The 24,427-nt window shown below is 62.3% G+C and carries 23 protein-coding genes and 2 pseudogenes; 10 read left to right on the forward strand and 15 right to left on the reverse strand.

Annotation, left to right across the window (positions count from 1 at the left end; all coding sequences use genetic code 11):
- Window positions 1-57: 57 nt before the first annotated feature.
- The 4 genes from CH251_RS14050 to CH251_RS14065 all read left to right on the forward strand — a co-directional run bounded on the left by CH251_RS14050 (window position 58) and on the right by CH251_RS14065 (window position 2,948).
- On the forward strand, window positions 58-663 hold the full coding sequence (locus CH251_RS14050) for a hypothetical protein (protein WP_094613677.1): 606 nt from the start codon (window positions 58-60) through the stop codon (window positions 661-663).
- 322 nt (window positions 664-985) lie between these two features.
- Window positions 986-1,414: a hypothetical protein gene (locus tag CH251_RS14055; protein ID WP_094613678.1), complete on the forward strand. Its 429-nt coding sequence runs from the start codon at window positions 986-988 to the stop codon at window positions 1,412-1,414.
- 553 nt (window positions 1,415-1,967) lie between these two features.
- Complete coding sequence (locus CH251_RS14060) at window positions 1,968-2,357, forward strand: SMI1/KNR4 family protein (protein ID WP_143537902.1); 390 nt, start codon at window positions 1,968-1,970, stop codon at window positions 2,355-2,357.
- A 378-nt stretch (window positions 2,358-2,735) separates the two neighbouring features.
- Window positions 2,736-2,948 (forward strand): hypothetical protein, encoded by a 213-nt coding sequence (locus CH251_RS14065; RefSeq protein WP_143537903.1) that lies wholly within the window; start codon window positions 2,736-2,738, stop codon window positions 2,946-2,948.
- 294 nt (window positions 2,949-3,242) lie between these two features.
- Here the strand turns inward: CH251_RS14065 and CH251_RS14070 are convergent, their stop codons facing one another.
- On the reverse strand, window positions 3,243-3,473 hold the full coding sequence (locus tag CH251_RS14070) for a hypothetical protein (RefSeq protein WP_094613681.1): 231 nt from the start codon (window positions 3,471-3,473) through the stop codon (window positions 3,243-3,245).
- Between the two features lie 167 nt (window positions 3,474-3,640).
- Window positions 3,641-3,964: a hypothetical protein gene (locus CH251_RS27240; protein WP_143537904.1), complete on the reverse strand. Its 324-nt coding sequence runs from the start codon at window positions 3,962-3,964 to the stop codon at window positions 3,641-3,643.
- A 101-nt stretch (window positions 3,965-4,065) separates the two neighbouring features.
- Between CH251_RS27240 and CH251_RS14075 the strand changes: the two genes are divergently transcribed.
- Window positions 4,066-4,536 carry a hypothetical protein gene (locus tag CH251_RS14075; RefSeq protein ID WP_094613682.1) on the forward strand — a complete coding sequence of 157 codons (471 nt, stop codon included), beginning with the start codon at window positions 4,066-4,068 and terminating at the stop codon, window positions 4,534-4,536.
- Window positions 4,537-4,772: 236 nt separating this feature from the next.
- Entirely contained in the window at window positions 4,773-5,888 is a 1,116-nt protein-coding gene (locus tag CH251_RS14080) for a hypothetical protein (protein ID WP_143537905.1), read from the forward strand.
- A gap of 331 nt (window positions 5,889-6,219) precedes the next feature.
- Here CH251_RS14080 and CH251_RS28275 read toward each other — a convergent pair whose 3' ends face one another.
- Window positions 6,220-6,633 carry an SgcJ/EcaC family oxidoreductase gene (locus CH251_RS28275; RefSeq protein ID WP_094613684.1) on the reverse strand — a complete coding sequence of 138 codons (414 nt, stop codon included), beginning with the start codon at window positions 6,631-6,633 and terminating at the stop codon, window positions 6,220-6,222.
- A gap of 378 nt (window positions 6,634-7,011) precedes the next feature.
- Between CH251_RS28275 and CH251_RS27710 the strand changes: the two genes are divergently transcribed.
- Window positions 7,012-8,307: a hypothetical protein gene (locus tag CH251_RS27710; protein WP_218828301.1), complete on the forward strand. Its 1,296-nt coding sequence runs from the start codon at window positions 7,012-7,014 to the stop codon at window positions 8,305-8,307.
- A gap of 22 nt (window positions 8,308-8,329) precedes the next feature.
- On the opposite strand, the gene CH251_RS14105 is transcribed toward CH251_RS27710, so the two are convergent.
- The 6 genes and pseudogenes from CH251_RS14105 to CH251_RS14130 form a co-directional block, all read right to left on the reverse strand.
- Entirely contained in the window at window positions 8,330-9,136 is an 807-nt protein-coding gene (locus CH251_RS14105; RefSeq protein ID WP_094613687.1) for a hypothetical protein, read from the reverse strand.
- 371 nt (window positions 9,137-9,507) lie between these two features.
- Window positions 9,508-9,645, reverse strand: coding sequence for an IS3 family transposase (locus CH251_RS14110; RefSeq protein WP_094613688.1), 138 nt, complete (start codon window positions 9,643-9,645; stop codon window positions 9,508-9,510).
- A gap of 17 nt (window positions 9,646-9,662) precedes the next feature.
- A pseudogene (locus tag CH251_RS27935) lies at window positions 9,663-9,866 on the reverse strand (ATP-binding protein); the annotation flags it as partial.
- Window positions 9,867-9,872: 6 nt separating this feature from the next.
- The gene (locus tag CH251_RS14120) at window positions 9,873-10,478 is read right to left on the reverse strand and encodes a hypothetical protein (RefSeq protein ID WP_094613689.1); all 606 of its coding nucleotides are present in this window, start codon (window positions 10,476-10,478) and stop codon (window positions 9,873-9,875) included.
- A gap of 454 nt (window positions 10,479-10,932) precedes the next feature.
- Window positions 10,933-11,205 carry a hypothetical protein gene (locus CH251_RS14125; protein WP_143537906.1) on the reverse strand — a complete coding sequence of 91 codons (273 nt, stop codon included), beginning with the start codon at window positions 11,203-11,205 and terminating at the stop codon, window positions 10,933-10,935.
- A gap of 18 nt (window positions 11,206-11,223) precedes the next feature.
- Window positions 11,224-12,159, reverse strand: a complete 936-nt coding sequence (locus CH251_RS14130; protein WP_143537907.1) for a hypothetical protein — start codon at window positions 12,157-12,159, stop codon at window positions 11,224-11,226.
- 260 nt (window positions 12,160-12,419) lie between these two features.
- On the opposite strand from CH251_RS14130, the gene CH251_RS14135 reads away from it, so the two are divergent.
- A complete protein-coding gene (locus CH251_RS14135; RefSeq protein WP_094613692.1) occupies window positions 12,420-13,487 on the forward strand; it encodes a TerD family protein in 1,068 nt (355 codons plus the stop codon).
- 684 nt (window positions 13,488-14,171) lie between these two features.
- On the opposite strand, the gene CH251_RS14140 is transcribed toward CH251_RS14135, so the two are convergent.
- Entirely contained in the window at window positions 14,172-15,221 is a 1,050-nt protein-coding gene (locus tag CH251_RS14140) for a hypothetical protein (protein ID WP_094613693.1), read from the reverse strand.
- 471 nt (window positions 15,222-15,692) lie between these two features.
- Here CH251_RS14140 and CH251_RS28280 point away from each other — a divergent pair.
- A pseudogene (locus CH251_RS28280) lies at window positions 15,693-16,190 on the forward strand (hypothetical protein); the annotation flags it as partial.
- A gap of 12 nt (window positions 16,191-16,202) precedes the next feature.
- Here the strand turns inward: CH251_RS28280 and CH251_RS14150 are convergent.
- From CH251_RS14150 to CH251_RS14170, 5 genes are read right to left on the reverse strand one after another with little or no spacing between them, the layout of a single operon-like run.
- The gene (locus tag CH251_RS14150) at window positions 16,203-17,849 is read right to left on the reverse strand and encodes a (2,3-dihydroxybenzoyl)adenylate synthase (protein WP_094613695.1); all 1,647 of its coding nucleotides are present in this window, start codon (window positions 17,847-17,849) and stop codon (window positions 16,203-16,205) included.
- Between the two features lie 28 nt (window positions 17,850-17,877).
- Complete coding sequence (locus tag CH251_RS14155; protein ID WP_256979065.1) at window positions 17,878-18,747, reverse strand: sugar phosphate isomerase/epimerase; 870 nt, start codon at window positions 18,745-18,747, stop codon at window positions 17,878-17,880.
- Between the two features lie 18 nt (window positions 18,748-18,765).
- Window positions 18,766-20,544, reverse strand: coding sequence for an ABC transporter ATP-binding protein (locus tag CH251_RS14160; protein ID WP_256979066.1), 1,779 nt, complete (start codon window positions 20,542-20,544; stop codon window positions 18,766-18,768).
- Window positions 20,541-22,274: an ABC transporter ATP-binding protein gene (locus CH251_RS14165; RefSeq protein WP_256979067.1), complete on the reverse strand. Its 1,734-nt coding sequence runs from the start codon at window positions 22,272-22,274 to the stop codon at window positions 20,541-20,543. Before CH251_RS14165 ends, CH251_RS14160 begins: the two co-directional genes overlap by 4 nt.
- Window positions 22,271-23,134, reverse strand: a complete 864-nt coding sequence (locus CH251_RS14170) for an ABC transporter ATP-binding protein (RefSeq protein WP_094613696.1) — start codon at window positions 23,132-23,134, stop codon at window positions 22,271-22,273. Before CH251_RS14170 ends, CH251_RS14165 begins: the two co-directional genes overlap by 4 nt.
- Before the next feature lie 155 nt (window positions 23,135-23,289).
- Here CH251_RS14170 and CH251_RS14175 point away from each other — a divergent pair, with 155 nt between their 5' ends.
- Window positions 23,290-24,282, forward strand: a complete 993-nt coding sequence (locus tag CH251_RS14175; protein ID WP_094613697.1) for an ABC transporter substrate-binding protein — start codon at window positions 23,290-23,292, stop codon at window positions 24,280-24,282.
- Window positions 24,283-24,427: the final 145 nt, after the last annotated feature.

Here is a 24,427-nt window from a genome sequence, read left to right on the forward strand (position 1 = left end):
GAATAACACCCCCAGGATGACTCCAGGGGTGATCTGCTCCGCCGCTACGATCGGTTCATGACGCAGCTTGCGGACCAGTGGGCGCGACTTCTTTTGTGGTGCGACGCGAACGCCCCTGTCACTGCCGCTGGACTCAATCCACCCGCCGAACCAAGAATCGCTAGAGACGCCGAGAGTGCGACGGGTCGGACATGGACGCCAGAGCTGAGGGAGTGGTTCGCTCTGCACAACGGTAGCGACCAGGGCAAAGTCTTTCCCCAGGTTCTGGCCGGCCACAGGCCGATGATAGTTGCCGAGCTCGTCGTCGATAGGCGTAGCCTCGTGGGGATTTGGGCGGAGACGACAACAGCGCTAGAGGAGATTGAGGGCCGACAGCTGATGGCAGATCCTGCCGGAACGACCGCGTTCACCTATCTTCCCAGCTTCATTCCGATCGCTACGGACAACACCCGCTGCCGACTAGTCGTCGACACCCGTGACGGGGACGCCGCAGGAAGGGTCGTGGGGTTCGCGAGCGATGACGTCGTCGACGAAGGCACCATGCGCTGGCCCTCGATCGGAGCGATGCTCCACGACGTCGCAGACTCCCTCGAGACCAGCCACCCGTGCAAAGGATGGGTTCCCTTCGTCGAGGACGGCGAACTCTATTGGGACTTCCCTTAGACCGGCAGCGCCGTCTGTAAAGCGAAATATGCTGCGCCACAGCATATGCAGAGGTTTGCCGGTAACCCTGCATATCAAGAGTGGTCGTATTGCTCCACGCCCCGACGCAGGCATGCGCGGGCAGTCGCTGTCACGGTTTCCTGCGGGCGAAAAACAGACCGTATGGCATCCTGACAGGATGACCGGTCGTGACGAAGGCTCCGCACCCCGTAAGTCACGCGGGGTCGGAAAAGGTACCCGGGGCGTGGCCATTATGGGGCGAGGCTCGCGAGATGCCGTGTGGGTGAGGTGGGTCGCGTTACTGCCGGTATTCGTTATCGGTGTGTCGATCCCGGGCGGACTGTTCCTCGCCAACTCCGGAACGGTTGTCGGTGACGTTGTCGCCACGTGGATGCTCCTGGGAGTGTTCGGCCTGGTGATCTTCGTTCCCGTGACGACCCTTTCGCTGCTCGGAGCAGCAGCGCTCAACAGCCACAACTTTCGGGTGGGACGGTGGCTCGCTTCAGTCGGCGCTGTGTCAGGAACACTGTTCTATGCCTACCTCGCCTTCGTGGTGATCGCGGAGGCGGTGGTGCCCGAGATGCGCGACCCGAACAGCTGGGGCCCACAGTTCACCCCGGTCACCGCGCTGCTTGTCGTGGTCCCCTTCATCGCCGGGGCGGCCGCAAACGTGTACGTGGTGGGCCGGCTTTGGCGGCAGGCACGGCCGTCGACAGCTGGTGCCGACGGCCGCGTGAGACCGCATCGCTGATCCGAGCTAGGTGCGATCCGCGCCGCGGTCGCTCGCAAGAGCACGCGCGCAACAGATCGGCGCAACAAAATTCCGTAGACGATCCTTGCAACGTCACTGGCGGGTTGCCCATCTGACAATCACAATTGGTAGTCGCCGTCGCCGGTGGCGGACTCTTCGTGGGCCCGCAGCCCGCACGGTGTCGTGGCGAGTAGCTCAGTCGCTACGGCCACGATGGCGATGACGGCCACGCTGGTGTCTTCAGTGTGATGACGGGCGTCGACTGAGTGCGCCGTAGGTGGCGGACCGGCAACCCATTGGCGGATGGGCAGTGATCGAAACGTTCTGGATTCGATGACTAGAGTTCGCTCATGCACGAACTCTCCGACGAATGGGCGCGCATCATCTCGTGGTGTCGAAAACGAGCGCCCGTGACCGCAGCCGGTCTCAACCCACCAGCAGAGGCCGAGGAGGTTGTTCGGGCTGAATCCGCAACCGGGAGGCAATGGCCCTCGGACTTGCGGACATGGTTCGCGCTCCACAACGGTAGTGATCAAGGCCGAGCTTTCCCCAGGTGATCCCCGGCTACCGGCCAGTGACTGTCGCGGAACTCGTACAGGAGTGGACTTCGTTGTGCCGCATTTGGGCACCCACCACAGCGGCAGTAGGGGGCGACGATTTGCTGGCCGCTCCAGCTGGCAGCACCGCGTTCACCTTTTTGGAGTCCTACATTCCAATCGCAGCCAACGACTCCGGCGACTGCGTGGTCATCGACACCCGCAGCGGTGATGAAATGGGCTGCGTTGTCGAGTTCATCGGCGAGGACACCGACCAGGGATTGATGCGCTGGCCATCGCTCGCAGACATGATCGAAGACGTCGCCGATGCCCTCGACTCCAATAATCCGTGTAGGGGCTGGGTTCCTGCTGTTGAAAACGGGTATCTGGCCTGGGACCTCCCGTGACAGCCGCACGCGGAGCCCATGGCTGATCATCCGAGCTGACCGATAGCCGTCGCCTGAACAACCATGACATTCCCCGAGGGCGCCGCTGCCCGTCTTAAGCTGCAGATTATGGATCGAAACCATCACGGACTGCGCGAAGACTACTTTCCGGCCGGAACAGTTGCTGCCCAGGCTTATTCTCCATCGGCCCGTCGATACACCTCCAGGCACCGTGAACTGTTGGAACAGTATGGTGAGTTGTCGTCGACCTGGGCGGAATCCGCTTTGGCTTCATGCTTGCGTCGCCTGTCGACGAGCTCGTTGTCCGAAGCGTGGGGTGTCGGCGTTGCCGACGCGTGGACGGACGGTCCGGATGTGTTCTGCGTTGTATACCGGTACATGACTGTCGCGAAGACCCTGGGAATACGAATGACACAATCGGGGCCGCCTCCTGCTGCGGAGACGGCAGACGCTGAGCGCTTCGCCCGAGAAGTGGCCGACTTCGATATCGGAGAACCGTTGGGGACCGTCGCGAACAACCTCCGGCAAGACAAGAACGGTATCGACTGGTGGGGCTACCTCGACGCCGAGACACCGGAGAAGCCCACCTAATTCGTTTCGAGCAACGTATGAACCGCGGCACAGGGTTTCGCGGCCGATCAAGGATGTCTTTCGTGGGTCAGGACCTGTCGCATTGATCCGCTGCCGAGACGTGCAGAAGACGACAAGCGTTGCGCTGCAACAATATGCAGTAGTTTGCTGGTAACCCTGCATATCAGAACTGGTCGTATAGCTTTACGCCCCGACACGGGGCATGCGCAGGCAGCCGCTGTCAAGGTTCCCTAAGGGGTCCAGATCCGTCGGGACTGCCCTCGTTGCCGTCACTGTGTACGCATCACCGACGAACTACTCAGTGGTGCGTTCTATCACCGAAGACTCGCCGCCGCTGGCGCTTCCCTCCTCACCAATGGGTTGAAGAGGCTGGTCTGCGGTGTACGCATCCGGTTTGGAGTCCCGCGCGAACTCCTCGCGGGTCATCGGTTCCGGTCCGTCGATCAAGGGTTCCTCGAGATAGTCGAGTGCCGGTTCTTCCATGACTTCTGGCAGATCGGGGGGAGTGTTTCCGCTCGTCGACATCGCTGGTCCTTCCTTTTCGTTCGGTTGCCCTGCAGTCGGTCCTCCAGTGAGCACCAAGGCAACTGCGCAGGCGACTGTCACTACGCCCAGTGCCGCGCCACCGACTGCGTGTCGTCGCATCTGACCTCCTCGAAGAGCGCGGTTACCGCGTGATCCGAGAGTACTTGTCAGGGTCTGACATTCGGCACGATCGGTGGCAACGTTTGGTTAGGTGGCGTCCAGTTTTTCTCACGTGCATCCTCGCGGTACCAGAAGAAGAACGCCGAACCAATGATTGGCAAAAGCCACACTGCCAGAATGGAAATCGCCGTACGCCGCTCGTTCAAGGGTGGTCCAGCAGCCGCAGACACGTACGCAGCGAGGCCGAACCACAGGAGCACCAGAAGCACACCGATACCCAGCTTCACGAGAAAGAGCCCAAATCCGAAGTCGCAGGCGTCGCCCGCGCTCGCGCACTCACTCAAACCCGCCTCGGCTAGATAACTATTCACGTGTTCAGACTAACCCCGCCCCAACCACAGCAGGTCACGATCGAGCGGCGGTGCTCCGCTGGCCACAAGCCCCGCGACCACTGGGCTGACAGACTGACTCGGTGCGCTACCACGATTTGTCGAAGCGATTGTTGAGTGCCACGTGGTCTCCCTTGCTGGGGGTTCGGGTGGTGCACTCGGACTTGCCTGAGCCTTGGACGTCGGCTCTGTCTCGTTTGGGCCGCGACCTGCGTGTGCGCCAGTACGGCAACGGTATTGAACACGTCGATTGGGAGATCGACTACGACCCGGAGATCGACGGTGTGTTCCTGCTGAGCGCGGTGACGGTTGCCGGCGTCGATCCGGGTCAGTTCGGTGGTAGCTGGGTCGGTACCCGCGTCGACTCGGACGAAGAATTCGCGCTGTGGGCGATGGCTGATTCGGTCCAGGACGTTGTGGCCGACCTTGGGACTGCATGGCCGTGGGGTGACGACGGTGGATTCATGAGCGCCCGACTCGTCGACGGTGTCGCAATGTGGAAGGACAGGAACGGTTGCACGATGCGCATCGGAGACCTGGTCGGGATCGTCTGACCAGCCCAAACGTCGACTCCAACTAACGCTGCGCCCTGATTCGTTCGACGGCTGGCTTTCGAGCACCGCATAAACCGGGGCTCAGTTGCGCGGTGACAGCTGAACTGCAATCGCAAGCGAAAGACGCTGTGGCACAATATATGCAGAGGTTTACAGGTAACCCTGCGTATCAGAACTGGTCGTATTGCTTCGCACCCCGCAACCTGATGCGTGAAGCCGACGCTAGGGTCGTCTCCGTGGCCGGAGATACTGAACCTGTTCTGCAGACCTCGGGAATCGTCGAGGTCGACCATGATCAATTCGTTGTCTCGAACGACGACACGGACACTCTCGACGTGCAGGCGAAGGGCACGTTGATCGAGGTGGGTCCGGGATTTCTGGCCACGTACACGGGCGTGTCCTACGGTCCTGCTCGCGTAACTGTGCAGGTGTGGCAGGCAGAGCCCGCGGCCGAGTACGACAACTGGGAAGTGGTCGAAGAATCGGTCATCACCGCGTCGGCCGCAATCGACGTGCGTTCACTGGAGGGACGCCCTTCGGAGGGCCTGGAGCCGATCCCCGCTGGGTCCTATCGTGTTCGAGCCCTCGCACGTGGCCGCGACACGTCGACCTCGCAGGAGGTGACTGAGCCGGTCGAGGACTACCTGTTCCAATTCTGGCCCACACCGCTCGATGACCTCGCCGAACCACCTGTGGTGACAACGCTGAAGAAGACGGATAAGGCGTGGTCCGACGAACCGTCGAACGACACCGAACTGTGGCCGGACAGGACGATGATCTACGTCCGCGACGAGAACGGTGTCACTCGAAAGGTCGACCCCGAGTCAGATCTCGGCCGCGCTGTTAGGGCGCTGAAACTGGCTTATGGTGGTCGACCGCTCGAGGGCAAGCTCACCGACCAAACGTATGCGAAGGCGCTGGCCTTCCTCGACCGACCTCTGGTCGACTGGCTCGCGCAGCAAGACGGCGAGATGCTCGACGAGTTCAAGACATTCTGTATCAGAACTTGTTTCGCGGTCAGCGGGCTCGACAACTACCCTTGGGTCACCGAGTGGGCGGATCGCGCGATTGCGCAGCGCCGCCTCGACGAGGACTATTTCGATCTGGCCGAACGTGTGAAGTGGGATCCGACCATCCCGAAACGGATCGTTCCCGGCGTACCGTCCAGGCTTGAGTCGCTACAGCAATACGAGGCAGTGAAGACGCTGGCCGGATTCTACGAACCCGTCCCCTACGATGCGTTGCATCGCGCTTTGGAAAGCTATATGTGGGCCTTGGACACATTCGGTATGGACGGATACGAAGAGTTCATCGCGACATTGAGGGACCGTTTCGACATTCCGGGTGAATGACGCCCCCACGAGGACTCCGGGCGTGGTCTGTTCCGCCGCTACGATCGGTTCATGACGCAGATTGCGGACCAGTGGGGGAGACTTTTTCGTGGTGCGACGCGAACGCGCCCGTTATTGCCGCAGGACTCAACCCGCCCGCCGATTTAGGGATCGTTCGAGACGCCGAGAGTGCAACGAGTCGGACGTGGACGCCAGAGGCCTGCAGGTGCCCCGTGATGCCGCGGGAGCGCGAGAATCTTGGTCACTATGTCCTTGCGGGTTACGTGACCGTCCGGCAACTCTGCATAGAAGGGCTGGTGGTATTACTTCGCTTGATCGCTCGGTAACTGCTTCAAGGGATCGGGACGGTTGTGTTCTGCCCGCTTGCAATCAGCCACCGACCATGCTGTCGGTGCCAGAGATAGCTCGGCTTCCCTTTTTGAGGTGGGAATAGTGAGTCCCCACCAGCGGTCAGGTACTCCTGTTTCACACGTGTCAAAGCAACGTCGTCGGTGATGAATCTGACATGCTCGACCTCGTATCGGACACTGCCGTCGGCAAACGCGCCCGGCAGGACTTTTCTCGTGAATGCTGCGATCGTCGCTTTGCCGATAAGCCGGGCTCCACCGGCCGTGACCCACACTGCGTCATCGTCGAACAGTGCCAGGAATGCGTCGACATCCTCTGTGCGTTGCGTGCGTTCGAGTTCTGCCACAAGGGACACCAGTTCATCGATGTCGCCAGTGCTCGTGCTGGATATGTTCATGACGGCATTTCACAACATGAAGCGCCCTCGAGGTCAAGAACGGCACGCATCTCGACCTGGATTTCGCGGCAGTGGCGCGACGCCCTCACCGAACACATCGAAGAACTCACCGCGCTTCGTGACAACTTCTCCAACTGCATCGGTTGCGGAAGCCTGTCCTTGACCTCGTTTCCAATGTCGAACCCCGCCGACGTACTGGGCCGAAGGGACCGGGTGCGCAACGGCTACGAAAGTAGACCCGTCGCTCACCACGAAGGTCCGGCGGACTCGCCGCAACGCAGTGACCCGACACGCGGCCCCGGTCGCAGTGCATCACCCGAAGGAATCCCGGTAGCCTTCAGCATGCCGTCAGACGCCGATTCCGCAGACCCACCGTCCGTGAGCACCCCAGAAGATCCGCCGCACACCTACTTCCACAACAGCGACCCTTTGGCGCTCGCCGAGGCAGCAAACCTGGGCGAAGGTGGCCCAGAAGAAGTCGTGCAAGTACAGCAATTTTACCGGCAAGTTCTTGAGTTCGTCGATGATGTGGCTTGGGCGGAGGACCCGGTGGGTCCGCTCGGCAACCATTGGCGGGGCGTCGGAAACGGACAATCAACGAACTACTTGATAAATATCGCTGACATGCTGCAACGTCTCGCGGGGAACGTCTCGCCGGGGGTCGGGCGGACAATCATTCAGCGCATCAAGAGCGTGCTGCGCCCGGTTGATGACCACGGGTACGAGGAGGCGCTTGCGGAACTCGAGGTTGGCAGTGTCCTCGCGTTACGCATGACTCCGGTGTTGCTCGAGCCACTGGTTCCGAGCGATTGGAGGCCCAGCAAAGGCAACCAGCCTATGTCCCCTGACTACGGCCTTCGGATGCCTGAAGGTCTTGTCACGATAGAAGTGACCGTGTGGCACTGGGAGGCCTACGCGGCTTGGCAGCGGATGAGCAACATGATCAGTACAACGCTCTCCGCGCGAATGCGCAAACGCGACGTTGCCCGGAACATTCGTGTCGAACTGCCGATCGGGTCGCCCAAGGACCTGGTGTCGACACTGTGGAGCCATGAGTTCTGCGACATGGTGTGCAACAATGATTCTGGTCAGATTACGACGACCCCCGAAGCCGCAGAACGACCCATCCGGGCGACTTGGCGACCCATGCTCCACTTCGCAGACGACAGCAACATCGACTGGGACGCAGTAGACGCTAACGGCAGGCTACCCTTCACCTCCGGCCCGTCCATCGGCCACGCCTTCGGGTACTCCGTCAACCCTTGCTTCAACGACGATGACCGTGCCGCCGCCTTCGAATCGCTTCGCAAATCAATTGACCGAAAGAAGCGACAACACGACCCCACCTCACCTCACTTTCTCGCACTTGCATCGACCGCACCCCAAATTCCCACTGGGTCTGAGGAATTCACTGACACCTGGGACCTTCTCGGCCTCACGATCGAGAAACGGATGTGGGCAAATCCGAGATACGCCTGGCTGTCTGGGGTGCTGCATCACAGACCCAATCGCATGGCTCTCAAGTCCGACACCATATACACGCTCGAATACAACCCAAATCCAAATGCCCGACTACCCGCTCCGCCGACCTTCGCGAACGCAATCGCAGGCAATGGTGAATTTCATTCAATGTGGCAGCGCCCACGGCGCAGATCCACAAGCAGGCAAGCTTGACGGTGGTCACCCGAGCTGGAGACTACTTCCGCTGCGCGGAGTACCGCGCCCACGGCTGCGCTGCCAATTCGGCGTGGCGATGGGCGACGGAGTAGCTATATCCGAGCATTTCCGCGGCGAGCGGCGGTGGCACCTGGGTGACGAGAGTGCGGAGAGATGTTGTGCGCGCGCCGAGCAGGTTGATGCCCAATGATCGGATGCGGCCCATCATCGTGTTGGGGTGCAGGTGCCGGCCGGTGCGGACGCTGGGAAAGAGCCAGCCGGTGTCGATACCAGTGAGTTGCGTTGTGCGTGAGGCGATATGACCTCGAAGAAGCACCGCGAAGGGTTCGGGCACCGGGGCTGGTTCGGCACCGAGGGTGATCCGTAGCCCATCACTCTCGGTGATGACGTGATCGGTGTGTAGTGCGGCGATCTTGACCATCGGTTGGGCGTAGAGCAGTAGGAGAATGCCGGCCGCTCGATACGGTAGCGATTCACTGCTGCCGGTGAGGAGTTCACGGATCCAGTGCAGTCGCTCGTCTTGGGCGAAGGTGGCCGTCGGGGCGGGGGAGCGGTGGGCGATCGCCACGTTCCGGTTGATGCAGGTTGTCTTTGCCCAGACGAAGAACGTTCGGATCACCTGGCGGGTGGTGGGTCCGGTGGCGAGCCATTCGTCGACGTCGAGTTGGTGGCATGTCGCGGCGGTGCGGCTGTGGGTGTCGTGGAGCCCGGTCAGGAACTTGATGGTTTCGGTGATGTCCTGTTTGGAGGCGTGGACGGGTCCGCGGGTGGGCTTGCCTGCGGCTGCGATTGCGCGGACTCGTTTGAGGTGGTAGACGGGCCTCACTCAGACGGAGTTCACGATCCTCACCGTGCTCAGTGAGGGGGCCCGTCTGAGGCAACGTGATGTGGCGACCAGAGCGGCGATCGACGCACGAAACGCCGTGCCCATCATTTAAGCCTGACCGCTCGTGGTCTTTTACTGGCCGAACCGGACATTGGTGACGCCCGCGCGAAAATGCTTCGCATCAGCAGCAAGGGGGCGACTCTGATGGAAACGATCACGGATCGGCTACGGTCGGAAAAATCCGACTTCTTCTCGCCGCTCAGCTCGGCCGAGTACTCGCACCTATGCGAACTGCTGAGTCGCGTCTACCGCGCACGCATCGACGGAACGCGAACAACCCACTGAGGTTCACCCCGAAAAGTGGACAGTGGCTACGCGGCCATGATCGGCGCGTTCAGTGACTGTTCGTAATTGTGGGGGCTGAGCATTCCGATCGTGGAGTGCCTACGGCGAGTGTTGTAGAAGTTCATCCAGTTGTCAACTGCAGCAACCAATTCGGATCGATGCACGAACGTGTGGCGTTGGGCACGGCTGCTGCGACGGTGTCATAACCGAGAACCGTTCCCCACGAACCGACACCACGATTACCGGCAATCACGATCGATGTCTTCATTCAACGTTGCGAGACAACTTGAAACATGGCTGAGGCTGATTCTCCCGGTTGTGGAACGTAGCCGAGTTCGTCGATACCGACCAGTGTCGGGCCGGCATAGAACCGCGTCGTCTCCCATGACCGTCAATCTCTGTAAAACACTTGGTGCCGTTGGCTTGCTCGGCGGACTGTTTTCCCGGCAGGTCGACGGGCTGCGCGGCGTCGTCGCTTAATTTCATTCCAACGATACTCGTATTCGGCATGCCGGATCGAACCATCGAGCAGCCAGCACTCGTCACACGTAATGCTCTCGATGGACGGTGCCGTACTAGACGCCACCAATATTGCAGAGATGCGGTGCGCGGTTTGCGCGTCCACCACAGCCATGTGAACTAGGTGCAGAAGTGTAGCGATGACTACTGTCGGTGCCGATTCCTTGTGCCGAATCAATACATCGTAGGGAGACAGTGCGGCAAGCGGGTCTTCGCGTATACGCACGACCAGATCCGCGATCCCGTCTGCGACGACTCTGTGGGCCTTTCTTTGGTCTGCGGCTTCGTTGCCTGCGTGCCAGTACGCTCCGTCGTACTCCAGTCCGATCGTGTCACCGCCCGCCGTGCGGAAACGCATGTCCAAGTGCATTCTCCCGTCGCTCGGTAGCTTCAAATCTTGCTCGCCGCCTCCGAGAACAAAATTCAGCAAGTCGAAAATCTGCGTTTCCAGACGTGAGGACCGCGGCTGGTCGCCCACGCATGCAGGACAACTATCACCTCTGAAGTATCGACCGCGTGCAGATCCTGACCAATGTCCTCGCATACGGCGAAAATACTTGGTGGTACCGACACACTTCGCGATCAGCCAGCAAGTCGGCCAGGTTGAATCCGAGCAACAACTGAATCGCGGCACGGTTGAGACAATCGATGTCAAGGCATCCAACGTTACCGTCAAGGTTCCACGGCCGCCGCGCCATACGAACGTCATGTGTTGACAGTGTTCGCCGGCAAATTCCACGATCTGTGTTTCCGCGCAAGCAGGCTTGAGGTCGTACCTGGTGCACTGTTGTTGTCCGACTAGCCACTTCCACTCGTGGGCTTCGAGTGACAACACCGGTTTAATGTCACCATCGACGCGAGCCATTGGCGCATCTGGTGCTGGACAACGCGCAGTTTTGGGGGGATTGCCGTTGCGCAACCCGCGTAGACGTTCAGTTCGAAGTGGCTCGCTCGGAGTCGGCTTGCACACCGTCGGCGCGCAGAGCCGTGACCAGTTGGCTCAGGGTCGTGAAGACGTTCTCGGGTCGTCCGAGCGTGCGTTGCGCCTCTCGGAGTTGTGTGCCGGTATGAGTTTCGGCGCAGACGTAGTCTGCGTAGCCGGCGGCGCTGGACAGGTGAAACATGTCGACCAGGTCGTTGCGTCGCCATTTATTTCTGTGGTCGATGAAACGCCGAACGAACAGGTCGGAGACAAGCCCAACCATGGGCGAGTCAGCGAACATTCACGCCAAATCGGTGTCACTGAAGGTGGGGAAGTCGTTGGATTTGGTTAGCCGGCGGTAGGCAGTGGTGTAGAAGTTGATGTTTTCGTTCCAGTACCGGCGTCGTGCGAGTTGGCGGCGTTGTTCTTTCGGGAGGCGCGTCGCGCAGATTTGCGCGGTGATGGTCTCGTGGTGGCGTACCCATTTTCTGATTGGATCTTTTTCAAGTTTTTTGGGGTCTATGAGTTGACTCAGAATAACGCTCGGCATGGTCAGCATCGCCATGAACTTGTCGATGTTGGGTGTTTTATCGGTGATGCTGAGGGACGTGTCCCTTCCGAATAACGCGCCGGGTTCGGTAACAATGGGATGCAGGACGGGTGAGTCCTTGGTGAGTCCCAGGTGCAGTCGTATGGAGCGGTCAACCTCGTGCTTCCATAGGTCGAGCGGGTGCCTGATCTGCCATCCGCCGGCGAGGCGTGCCATGGCCAGGCCGATCTCATAGCGTAGTTCGCCGTGCAGCCCAGCCGTTTCGAGGAGGTGTCCAGTTGAGAGGGGCAAGACTATGCCGGAGTCGGAGGCAAGAATTATGAGCTCCTCAGCCGCGTGTCGTTCGTCGAGGTTGTCCACGCGCAGCGGGTCGTGCATCGCGTCAGCGACGGTTCGCCATCGATTTTGGTCCAGGTAGACAGATGGTCGACCTTTCAGAGCGGGTGGGGATGTCGGGTTGAATCCCTCTGTAATGATGAGGTCGTTCCTGGTCGTGGTCGATAAAATCCACCACTTTTCCCAATCGAACGTCGAGGTCGCAACCGGGGAGTTGGTCGGCCGGTATTCGGTCTCGAGTTCCGCGTCGTGAACCTCCCCGCTTTGGTACACGATTCGCAAGGTGCCGGTCTGGTAGTCGACGTGCCAGTACTTGAATCTATCCGCGGAGATGACCAACGATTCGTCCACGAGCGCAGGCTACCCGCGGGATCCGCCACACATGGCCAGGGCGCGTCCGGCTCTCACAAGCGATCACGCCGCAGGGCGACCGGTCTCATGACCCGAAATCTGTAGGTCGATCGGGAAATATTCGCGATTGCGCCGCCCGAATCAAGAACGAACACCCTGCCGCGTTTCGGGGGAACATCTGTATGTCGCCTGATGGGTCCTGCGCGGTCGCTAGGCTTCTGCTCCAGTAGTTACGCACGCGAATCACGAAGGGTCGTAACATGCAGCAGTTGCAGATGGGCCAAAACTGCGTGCTGGGTGGCAATCACCTGAGCATCGAATTCACCGATCAAAAGGGGGCTTCCGATGCCGAGTTGATGGCCGTGTTGGTAGGTCGAGACTCCCGAGCGAGGTCCGACGAGGATTTGGTGTTCTTCAACCGGGTGAGCTCTCCTTGCCAAGGTGTTGTGCTTGCGGGGGCTCGGCAGATCGAGTTGAGGCTGGATCGCTTGTCCGTGGACGTGCCGAGAGTAGTGGTAGCGGTTGCGGATGGTGGAACCAGTGCGGGACGGACTTGCTTTGACGGTGGCGTCGTGTCGGTTCGTTCCGACGAGGGGTTCGACGCAATTCACCAGCTCGGTGGGCTGACGTCGGAGAGATGCGTTGTGCTCGTGGAGGTGTATCGCGCCAGAGAGCGATGGAAGCTTCGGGCGGTCTCTCAAGGATGGTCGGATGGCGTGTCTGCGTTTGTGGAGTCGTACGGGATCGAGGTCGATTCGGACGCTGACGCGAGAGTCGATGGTGGCGAGGCTGGGAGCGTAGCGGTGTCGATGATCGTAGTTCCCGACCAGTTCGCTGGGGATCCGATCGGGTCGGGTGAGGTGGCGTGGCGGAAGAAGCGTGCAGGGGAGTCTCTGAACAAATTCGACGAGCTTCACGCGGTCGAGTACGAGGCGGGGTTAGTAAGAGGCACGCACTTCCTGAAGTGGGGTGAGGAAGTTGCCAGACTGAAGAGGGAAGGTCATCTCGTCGAAGCGTTGGAGATGTTGCTCGAGGTGATCGCCGCAACAGAGCGAGAGCAGGCGCAGGAGCACGCGAATGCGCCCGTGCGAGCGGCATATTTCGGCCGACCGGTCGAGGAGATCGTAGTCCGTGAGACGCCGCCGGGCTGGACACACAATGCGGCCATCGTCTACCGGAAGCTCGGTGACCTGCGTGGCGAAATCGCCGTTGTCGATCGGTGGCTGGCGCATGCGGGGGACTCATCGAAATGGGTTGGCGCAACGCATGCGAAGCTCATTGCACGACGGCAGAAGGCGTTCGAGTTGTTGCAGAAGAGTTCTGGGTGATGGTCCGTCGATAGGCGGCGGAGCTCGGGAACGGGTCACGTGTGCTCACGTGCTGAGGTTGGGCTGCTCTGCAAGCAGACAAATTTGCTGCTTTGCAGGCGTGTGTACTGACATGATCTTCTGCGAACCGAGGTGGATCCACCTGGAGCAATCGGTATTCGAGCGTGCCGCGAGCGTGTCACTACTCGGTGCAACCTGGGGTGGATCGACGTGAACCGGTTCGGACAACAACGCCTGGTCAAGGTACTTGCGGTGCGTCCGGGTGGAACCATCCAAGTATGGCCAATCTAGCTGGGGGTCAAGTGGTCGCAGGTTCAAATCCTGTCAGCCCGACACAGATACAGGCCAGAGGCGGTTTCGGAGAAGTCCGGGACCGCCTTTGTCGGCCCAAAATAGGGCTCCGTGCCGCTCAGTGTCACTACTCGTTCCTTAATTGAATTTGGTGCCCACAGACGGGAGCCTCCGATGGGTCGACCGACAAAACATGGGTTCCGCGCGCGGAAAATTCAGAAGCCCCGGTGGTGTAGCTACATGTGGATATGTGCCGGTAATTGCTCCGGGGCTTACGTCGGCAATCACCGGCCCGCCGCAAGCAGACCGACCGGCAGAGGTGCGGCAACCGGTACTGCTGACCACCGGCGTCGCGGTCGACCCGCAGTTCAGCCAAGGTTGCCGATTGGACCGTCATTGCGCCTTGGTCGAGCGTTTCTGTGTCTGCTCGTCGAGGCGTTGTCGTTGCCGGATCCCGTAGGCGGCGTCTGTGACGGCGGTGTCGTCCTCGAGTCCTGAACCGAGTGCACCGCCGATGGTGGCGATCGATGCCAGCAGCCAGGCGAGCGTGAGGTAGTCGGAGAAGCTGACCGTATGTCCGAGCGTGCTGGACAGCAGCTGAGGGGGTAACGCGATCGATGCGGTGAGCAGAAGCAACCCGAACAAGGCCACGTGCAGAACGAGGACACCGATGACCAGGGTGACGACGGTGGCGGTGTTGTACAGCACGGACCGCTCGCGCGCGTCCGGCGACGTCGGCCGCTCCCACAACTGGTGATCGAGGACCAGCCACAGAACCATGGCCGTGATCGACAGCAACGTTGCTGCGCTCATGCGCCACGGGCCCATCGTGTCGGCGAACAGCCAGATCGTGTTCGTCGCCAAGGCGAACGCACCGGTGGCGAATGCGCCGACGAGAACTTTCGACAGCCCGGTGACCAGTCGCCACGGCCGGTTCGCACGCACCATCCCCGACAGCAACCTCAGCCGTCGCAGACCCCGGGGAGCGAAATATCGCGTACCGCTGTCGATCTGCTGGGAGGGAAACCGCCGCCGTGCACCGGCCGGCGCGAGTGTCGGTTCACCGAGGACGAACGCGATCGCGAGTTCGGCGACGGCACGCACCCGGTCCTCGATGCGAATCCCGCCGACGGCGGCGATGGAGACGAGCGCGAACAGATGTGCGGCGCTGACGTCGGCGACCACCGGCACGGTGTCGTCACGCCGCGGTAGATCAGTGAGGTAGACGACGACATCGTCGTTCTCCGAGGACGGTTCGACTGCGTCGATGGCGTCTGCGAAGTTGGCCTGCTCATCGGAGAGGTAAGGCTCGCTGCGCACGGACACAGTCCATCGGCGCTCGTTGCGGTCTCGGTGTCGCAGGCGTTCCGGTAGGTTTTTGGCGAGCTTGTGAGCGAGAGCTGTGGGTTTGCCGGGGTCGGCGATCAGCAGGACCGAGACCACCTCGGCAACTTCAGGTGGTCCCGCTCGTGGCCCTTGATCGTGTTCGTTCCCCGACTTCGTGTGAGCGTACGCGCGTCTACCGGCTGAGGGTGCGGAACTGCAGCAGGCGGCACACAGAGCCCGCGGGACACTGCCGTGTCCGAGAATTCGATTGTTGCTCAAAGGGATTGGAGACGGTATCGGCGCATCCGGTATCGACTGGATACCTACGCGCAGCGCGGCTTACAGGTCATCTTGATGCTTCGTTCCAATCTCGATGCGCAATGTGCTTCTTCGTCCAAGTATTCGGCAAAGGTTTTTGGGCATCAACTCAGCAAACCCGGACGGGTGTAGGCTCGACAACACGGCCACCGATTTGCGGTCTTAGGCGGACTCAGCATCCGGTAGAGCTGGAAAACTGTTGCATTCCAACGCGGTCTGACATCTATCGGGCGCTGACGGCGGTGACTCCAACGGGTAACGCACCGGGCTTGGAAGGGCGAGATAGCCGCGCTGTTCGTGGAGACCGGACTGGCGATCACCGTGTGTCATCTGTTGCCCGGGACGAGCAAAGTGAGTCGAGATCGAGCATCGCTTGCTCTCCACATCCCTATCTACCGATGTGGCATGACTCTGACTGGTCACAAGGTGATCGTCGAGACTGTCGGGGCGACCAACATCACCACAGTGTCGACTGTCCACGCCGAATGCGACCGGGCGCAGTACCGCGTCGGCGTGATGCCCCGTCATGATATCGAACGGCCCCGGTGGTGGTTCATGTCGTCGTGTTTTGTCGGGTGTCACAAGCAGACGCTCATTTTCGGGGAATCTCTTTGTCAGAAGCCTGCTCCTGGCCATGTCATGAACTGTCCAATTTCGCCGCGACAACAGGTGTGTCAGGGCGCAGGGGAGCACCATCAGCAGATGAAGCGAGGACGCAGTCAACTGAATGGGAGGAAGCTGAATCTCCAGAAGCGACGCCAGCAATGAGCGCAGTCGACGCTAGCTGCGCTTGCTGATCTTTCCCACCGCAGTTCGCTCGAAGGCGTCGACTATCTCGACGACGTCAGGCAGTTTGTACGAGGCGAGGTTTCGACCTCGAAGAAACTGGCGAATTCGAGGCAGCGTCAGCTCTCTTCGGTCGGCACCGTCGCGGGGCAGGATCGAAGCCTTGATCCGTTCGCCCAGCAACTCGTCGGGGATTCCGACGACGGCGACCTCGTGCACAGCCGGGTGGGCGAGCAGCAGGTCTTCCACCTCGGCCGGTGCGATCTTCTCGCCGCCGCGGTTGATCTGATCCTTCGTCCGTCCGGTCACCGTCAGGTATCCGCGCTCGTCCTGGGTCACGATGTCGCCGGTGATGTAGTACCCGTCGGGTGTGAAGCTCGAATCGTGTTCGGGTGCGCGAAAATATCCGCGAATGGTCGACGGCCCTCGGGTCCACAGATTCCCGGACGTACCACGCGGCACCTCGTCGCCGTTGTCGTCGACGACCTTGATCTCGTCGGCCGATGTCGCAGGTCGCCCCTGGCGGGTGGTGATCGTCTCGTCGTCCTCGTCCAGACCGGTGAAGGTGTGCAGGCCCTCGGACATTCCGAAACTCTGCTGCAAGGTGGCACCCAGTTCGCTGCGTATCCGGATCGCGGATTCTCGCCCGAACTTCGCGCCGCCGACCTGGACGACCTCGAGGGAGGACAGATTGTGCTCGTCTTTCAGGGTCGAGTTCAGCCACGCGAGAGCGAGCGGCGGTACCAGGGCGACGTGGGTGACCCTGTGCTGCGCCACGATTGGGAACGCGACGTCTGGACTTCCGTTCGGCATCAACACAACTCGGCCGCCGACGCTGAGCACGCCGAGGAATCCGGGCGACCGCATGGCGAAGCTGTGCGACATGGGCAGCACGATGAGTTGGACGGTCGATTCGCTGACTCCCGCGACACTGACCGCCGCGCGCACCGACGCGAGGTAGGTCTCGTGGGTGTGCGCGACGATCTTCGGCCGACCCGTCGTTCCACCCGACAGCGCCAGAAACGCAACGTCCGAAGGCAGCGAACGCCGGGTGTGCTCCACCGAACCATGGGCGAGCAGTCGCTCGAGGTCGGCACCACCGCCGTCGCGGGCGACAACGATGCTGTGCCGCAACGACGCCGACGATCCGACGAGTTCGGCGGCAAGTGCGGCGAGGTCGTACCCGTCGTGGGAGTCGGCGGTGATGTAGCCACGAGCGCCGGTGGTATCGACGATGTACTCGATCTCGTGTCTGCGTAACGCCACCGGTGCCAGAACCGGAACGGCACCGATCTCGTACAGCGCGAAGACGAGCGAGACGAACTCCACCACGTTCGGCAGGTGGACCACCACCCGATCGCCCCGTTCGATGCCCTCGTGCTGCAATCCGGCAGCGAGCCGAAGAACTCGCTCACCCAGCTCGGCGTAGGTCGTGTGTGCATCGCCGCTGCTGAATGCAACCCGGCCGGAGGAGCGCTCGATCGCGTCGAACAGGAACTCCGAGAACGTCTGATCGATCCAGATCCCCTCTGCCCGATACCGTTCGGCGAACTCCTCCGGATACGGAACGGCACCGTCCAGACGGAGAGGTTCGATCGGCTGGATCGAACTCTGTACGACGGAATTCTCGGTCACCGACATCGCGACAAGGTCCTTTTCTCGTGTGCTGTTACGCGGGCAGGGTGGAGGTGGCCAGCGTGTCGACATCGGCCAGCAGGCGTCGGAGCGATTCCGCACCGTGCCGTGCGACGTCTGCGGCGGAGCGCTCGCGGTATCCGGGATTGAAGATCTCCAGCGACACCGGCCCGGTATAACCCGAATTCAGGACGGAGGCAACGGGAGTGACGAGATCGAACTCGCCCGCTCCGGGGAAGCATCTGTAGTTGCGACTCCACGTGAGGAGGTCGAGCGGCATCCACGGGGCGTCCGCGACCTGGAGCAGACCGACCGAACCGGGTTCGAGGTCGGCGACGGCCTCGGCACCCTCTCCGCCCGCGACCAGATGAAACGTGTCGACGGCCAGCAATACGTTGGGATGGTCGGCCCGTGCCAGTACATCTCGGACGTGTGCGACGCGGTTGATGTGGGTGCCCCACGCCAATGCCTCGAACATGACCGTCACTCCGTGTTCGGCTGCAGCGCTACCCAAAGCGGCCACCTGGGTGGCCGAGAGGTCTCGACTGCTGTCGGCGTCGCCATCGGTGTTGGAGACGACGAGAATCGATGTCGCTCCAAGCGCCTCCATCACCTCGAGTTCGCGATGAAAGCGAGCGAGGACGTCGGGAAACTCGGTGGGCGTGACCCCTTCGGCTCTCCGGAACGGCTGGTACAGATCGATTTTCAGGCCCAGAGCTGCACATCGATCGGCAATGTCACGCGGGGTCAGCGTCGACGCGAGCACGTCCGTGCAGAGCAATTCGAGACCATCGAAGCCCGCTGTCGCGATACCGTCGATCTTCTCTTCCAGCGTCCCGCCGAGCGACACGGTTGCCATGCACGTCTTCAACACACGCTCCTTCTCGGGGACCGGTTCGGCCAAGATTTATCTTAGCCTTACTTAACTCGAATTCTCTACGGCGTGCTCGACGCCGGTTCGTCCCACGCTGTACACGGCCCACAGGTCTGCGTACCGGCCACCCGAGGCGACCAGGCCGTCGTGTGTCCCCTCCTCGACGACCACGCCGTGCTCGAGCACCATGATGCGATCACACGCACGAGCCTGCGAGAGGCGATGTGCGATGACGATCGCCGCGCGCCCGTCCAGGGCTCGAACCGTGGCGTCGTCGAGCACTGCGGCGTTTCGTGAGTCCGCCTCTGCGGTTGCCTCGTCGAGAATGGCCACGGACGGATCGTGAAGTACCAACCGCGCCAACGAGATCAGCTGAGCATCGGCTGCGTCGAGGCGATGGCCCTCTTCTCCGAGGAGGGTGTCGAGACCGTCGGGAAGCGAGGCGAATACCTCGTCCGCGCGGACGGTTCTCAGTGCGTCGAGGAGGACATCGTCGGCGGCGTCGGGCGCGGCGAGCAGAAGGTTCTCGCGAAGCGTGGCCGCGAAGATGCGACCCTCCTGGTTGAGGTAGGCGATGCGCGTCCGATCGACCGCGGTGTGGATGACGCCTGCGCCCGGCTCGCGTACACCCGCGACGAGACGGGCGAGAGTCGTCTTCCCCGATCCGCTCGAGCCGACGATCGCCAGATGTTCACCGGCCGCCAGGGTGAGGTTCACTCCGAGGAGCACCGGATGCCCTGTACGGTAGGAGAATTCGACGTTCTCGACGCGGACGACGGGGCCTTCGCTGCGCCGGCTCGCAGGATCGAGTTCAGGCATATCGACATCGGCCGTCGTCCGCGTCACCCCGACAACCCGTGCAAGTGACGCAGCCGCAGACTGCAGATCGTCCATCACGAACATCAACCCGGCGATCGGTCCGGTGATCTGCAGGAAGAGCAGCGAGGCCGAAGTGATCTGGCCGAGTGTGGTGCCGTACCGCGCTGCGAGGACGAAACCGCAGGCGAGGACCAGGAGCAATCCGACGGCCTCGGCCAGGTTGATGCGTCCGAAGAACCGGTTCTGCATGATGCGAGCGCGCATCTCCCACCGCGCCACTTCCCAGGTGGCAGTGCGGATTCGGTCGACTCGACGCGGTCCTGCGCGGAAGGCGGTGACGGTGGGAAGTGCCGTCAGCGTGGTGAGTACGCGTTCGCCGCGAGTAGTGTCGGCCGATCGCAGTTCGGCGTAGACCGGAGGCACGGCAGGCAGATACCACTGCAGCGCCCGTGCATAGAGGGGCACGGCCAACAGGAACGCGATGGTGAACCGCCAGTCGATCACCACCGTTCCGGCCACGGTCAGGGCTATGGTGAATGCGGCCGACGCGACGGTCGGCAGGATGCCGGGCAGGTCGTCGGAGACGTTGCGGGTGTCGGTCGCGGCGCGGGTGACGATGTCGCCGACGCCCACGCGTTCGATCTCTCGTTCCGGGAGGTCGAACGCGGAGGCCATGAATTTCTCGCGCAACTCGGCAACCATGGTGTCGATGACCCGGCCGAGTGCGACGATTCCCGAGAACTGGACGATTCCGCCGACCACGGCTGCGCCGCCCAGGGCGCTCAATTGCCACCAGAACACGGTGGGAATCCCGGAACTGCTTCGGTCGGTCACGGTGTCGACGATCCAGCCGATCGTCAAGGGCAGTACGAGAGTTGCTGCCGCAGCGATCAACAGCAGCAGCAGGATGCCGCCGATGCGCCACCACCGTCCCACCGCGAGATCGGCGACCTCGCGGCGCATCTCCCGCCAGTCGGCGACCGGTAGACGGGCCTGGTCTGCGCTCACGACTGCATCACCTCGTCGCGGCCGATGCTGCGTTCGGCGACCGCGTGAAACGCCGGCGACGAGGTGACGACGACCGTGGTGAAACCGGAACGGGCACTGCGAAGTCGGTGGGCGATATCGAACTCGGTCGCCGAATCGACCGAGTTCGTCGGATCGTGCAGCACCAGCACCGGTGGTTCCCGGAAGAGGGCGCGCGCGAGCGCGACTCGCTGTCGTTGTCCGCCGGACAGCGTGCGACCGCCGTCGCCGATGGAGGTGTCGTACCCGAGAGGCAGTTCGTGTTCGAGGCTGCCGCAGCAGGCCGAGTCCAGTGCCGCCCGTGCGCTGGAGACGTCGTCCGAGTCGTGCAGAACGTTGGCGAGCACGGTGTCCTCGAGCAGGTCCGCTCGATGGGGTGCAACGAGAATCGTACGGCGGACCTCGGTCGGATCGTGCTCTCGCAGTTCTCGACCGTCGAGGGTGATGTGAGGTGCGGTGCCTGCCCGGGCCGTCATGGTGAGGGCAGCGGTCAGAACGTCGGCGTCCACTGCGGTCGGATCGATCACGACGAACTCACCGGCACGGATGTCGATCGAGTCTCCGGTCGGTGAGTCGATGCGCAGGTGTGGCGTCGGCGCGACCGGTGCGGCACCGAGTGCGTCCGGATTCGGTTCGGTGAACAGCAGATTCAGCACGCGCCGCGCGGAGGCGAGAACTTCCGCACCCAGCGTCGCTGCCTCCTCGATGAGGATCTTCAGCGGGTCCAGCAGCATCTGGGCCATCGCGGCAGCGGCGATGAGTCCCCCGACCGAGATGGACCCGTCGAACGTCAACAGCGCCGCGACGACGGTGACGATCCCGGCGAACAGGGCGGTCAGGGTTGCGTTCACGCCGACGAGAGCGCCCTCGGCGGTATTGCTCGCCAATGTGCCCCGCAAGGCGGCGCGAGAAACTCCTCGATAGTGGCCGGCGGCGGCGCGCTGTGCGTGGATCCCGGCGATGACGCGGTAGCCGGAGACGAGATCGGCGGCGGTGCCTGCCGCGTCGGCGATGGCCTCCTGCTCGCGCTCGGTGCGCGCCCGAAGAGGGCGTGCCGCCAGGGCCATCAGTACGAGCAGCAGTGGTGCCCCGACCACGACGGTGATCCCGAGGATCGGGTGGATGACGAACAGCGAGACCGCAGCCACCACGATGGCGACGAGATTTCCGAGTGGGTAGATCGCGAAGTACAGGGCGGCGCAGGTGCGTTCGTTGTCGGATGTGGCCACCGACAGCAACCGTCCGGGCAGCTGCGGTCCGCCCGCCGTGCCGCGGACGTCGAGGATCCGCTCGACCACACGGGCGGACAACTCGTACTGAGCGCGCTGCACCGAATACCACCCGATGCGACCGCCGAATCGGTAGGTCAGATTCATCACCACGTAGAGACCGGCGATGACCGACACCCAGATCGCGAACCCGCCGACCGCGTCGCCCGCAGGCGTCCCGGTGGTGACAGGGCCGATGCCCTGGTCGATCGCCGCACCGAGGGCGAGCGGGACCAGTGTCGTCGCGATGTTGAACACGACGAGGAGCAGGCAACCCAGAACGGCGTGCCACCCCGCGGACCGGACGATGGACGCCGCGAGTGCCAGGGGAGACATGTCCTCGCGAATGGTGATGCGCTGCTTGGGTGGAGCCGCGGGAACCTCGAAGAAGACCGGGAGACGGCGGGGTGGATTCCAGGCCGGCGAGTTCGGGTTCGGGCTCACCGCTCGAGACTCTTCGAGGTCTCGGGCGCGAGGGGATAGACGTTGGGTGTGCCGGTGATCGGGTCGGGGGCGACCATGCAGGGCAGCTCGAACACCTCCTCGACCAGTTCGGCAGTGATGACGTCGGCGGGTGCCCCGGTGGTGACGATGCGGCCGTCCTTCATCACGATCAGATGCGAGGCGTATCGGGCCGCCTGGTTGAGGTCGTGCAGAACTGCGACCAGCGTCTTGTGTTGCGAGTGAAGCGATTTGAGCAGCTCGAGAAGTTGGAACTGGTGAGCGATGTCGAGGAAGGTGGTGGGCTCGTCCAGCAGCAGCGTCGGTGTCTCCTGGGCCAGCAACATGGCCAACCACACGCGCTGGCGCTGTCCCCCCGACAACTCGTCGACGAAACGACCCGACAGCTCGGTCACTCGTGTCGCTGCCAGGGCGTGCGCAACGGCTCGCTCGTCGTCGGGCCGCCACTGCTGGAACAGAGACTGGTACGGGTGGCGTCCACGTGAGACCAGGTCGGCGACGCGGATGCCGTCGGGTGCCAGGGGGCTCTGCGGCAACAGCCCCATCCGCCGTGCGACGTCCTTGGACTTGTATGCGTCGATGTCCTTGCCGTCCAGCACGATCTGTCCGCTGCTGGGGCTGAGCGCTCGACACAGGGCGCGAAGCAGGGTCGACTTTCCGCAGGCGTTCGGCCCGATGATCACCGTGAACGATTCGGCCGGAATCTCCACGGACAACGCGTCGGAGATGACCCGCTCGCTGTATCCGAGGGTGACCTCGCGTGCTTCGAGTCGCGGCTGCCGCGAAACAGGTTGCCGGTCCGCGTGATTCGCCGTGCCGTCGATTCGTCCGGACGTGGTCATCCTCGGGTGTCCTATCGACTCGGTTCGGGCAGTTGGGCTTGACGAGAGCTTTGGCCCGTTATTAACGTACAGCAGGCATATTAGCGTAGGCAAACCTTTGCGCGTCGGTGAGTGCCGATGCGAGGACGCCGCACTGCGGCACGGAAGGCAATCGAGTGACCTCGAAAACGTACAAGAAGAACCGGCTGATCGTGGCCGGCCTGTCGGCCGCGTTGATGCTGGCAGGATGCTCATCGTCGGGTGAATCGACCGACGCGACGGCAGGTGCCGCATCGGGCGACGGTGCGTTCCCGGCCACGGCGGAATCGGTCTACGGACCGGTCACGGTGGAGAGCAAGCCCGAGCGGATAGTGGCCACCGGATCGACGGTAGCGGCCATCATGGTTGCGTTGGGCGAGCAGCCGATCCTGATCGGCGAGGACGCACCGGACCCCGCGGACTACCCCTGGCTCGACGGTGTGTTCACCGGGGAGTTCGAGGACATCTGGACCGACGCGGGTACGAGCCTCGAACTGATCGCAGGCCACGACCCGGACCTCATCCTCAACACCGGTTCGTTCGAGGTCGACGAGGGCATCTACCCCGACTACGAGGCCATCGCACCCACGTTCGTCGGCACCCAGGAGGGCATCAGCCCGGCCAACGATCTGCTGCTCGCATACGGCAAGTTGGTCGGCAAGGAAGCCGAGGCGCAGAAGACGCTCGACGACCTGAACGCCAGCTTCGATCCGCTCAAGGAAGGTGAATTGGCCGGGTTGCAGGGCAAGACCTACAACTACGTCTCCCTTCGAGACGGCGCAGTGTTCAACATGCCCAACGGATCTGCCGTCGAGTACTTCGGACTCGAGCCGGCCGCGAACCAGGACAACAGCTGGTCCTCCAACGGCATCTCCTACGAGAACATGCGCGAATTCCAGGCGGACGTACTGTTCGTCGGTCTCGCCGCCGACGAGGACCGGGCTCGGTTGGAGCAGGATCCGCTGTTCCAGAACCTGCCTGCGGTCAAGTCCGGATCGGTGATCTTCTTCGACACGACGAACGAGCCGATCAACGGCTCGGTGCTCGAAGCCTCACCGCCGGCCGTCGACTACATGCGTGAAGAGCTCACACCCCTGCTGAGCGGTCTGGGAGCCAACACCGCTGCCTGAGTCCGCTCGAGCACCATCGATAGCCACTGCGCCGCCGCCGGGTCGAACCCGGCGGCGGCGCAGTCGTTTTCGTATCGACCGCGCTCAGCAGACCGGGGCTCGATCGAGTGACGACGAGAGGGCGTCGCGCAACTCGGCCACCGCC

The sequence above is a fragment of the Rhodococcus sp. 06-462-5 genome (genome assembly GCF_002258315.1).
In the GTDB taxonomy this organism is placed as follows: Bacteria; Actinomycetota; Actinomycetes; order Mycobacteriales; family Mycobacteriaceae; genus Rhodococcoides.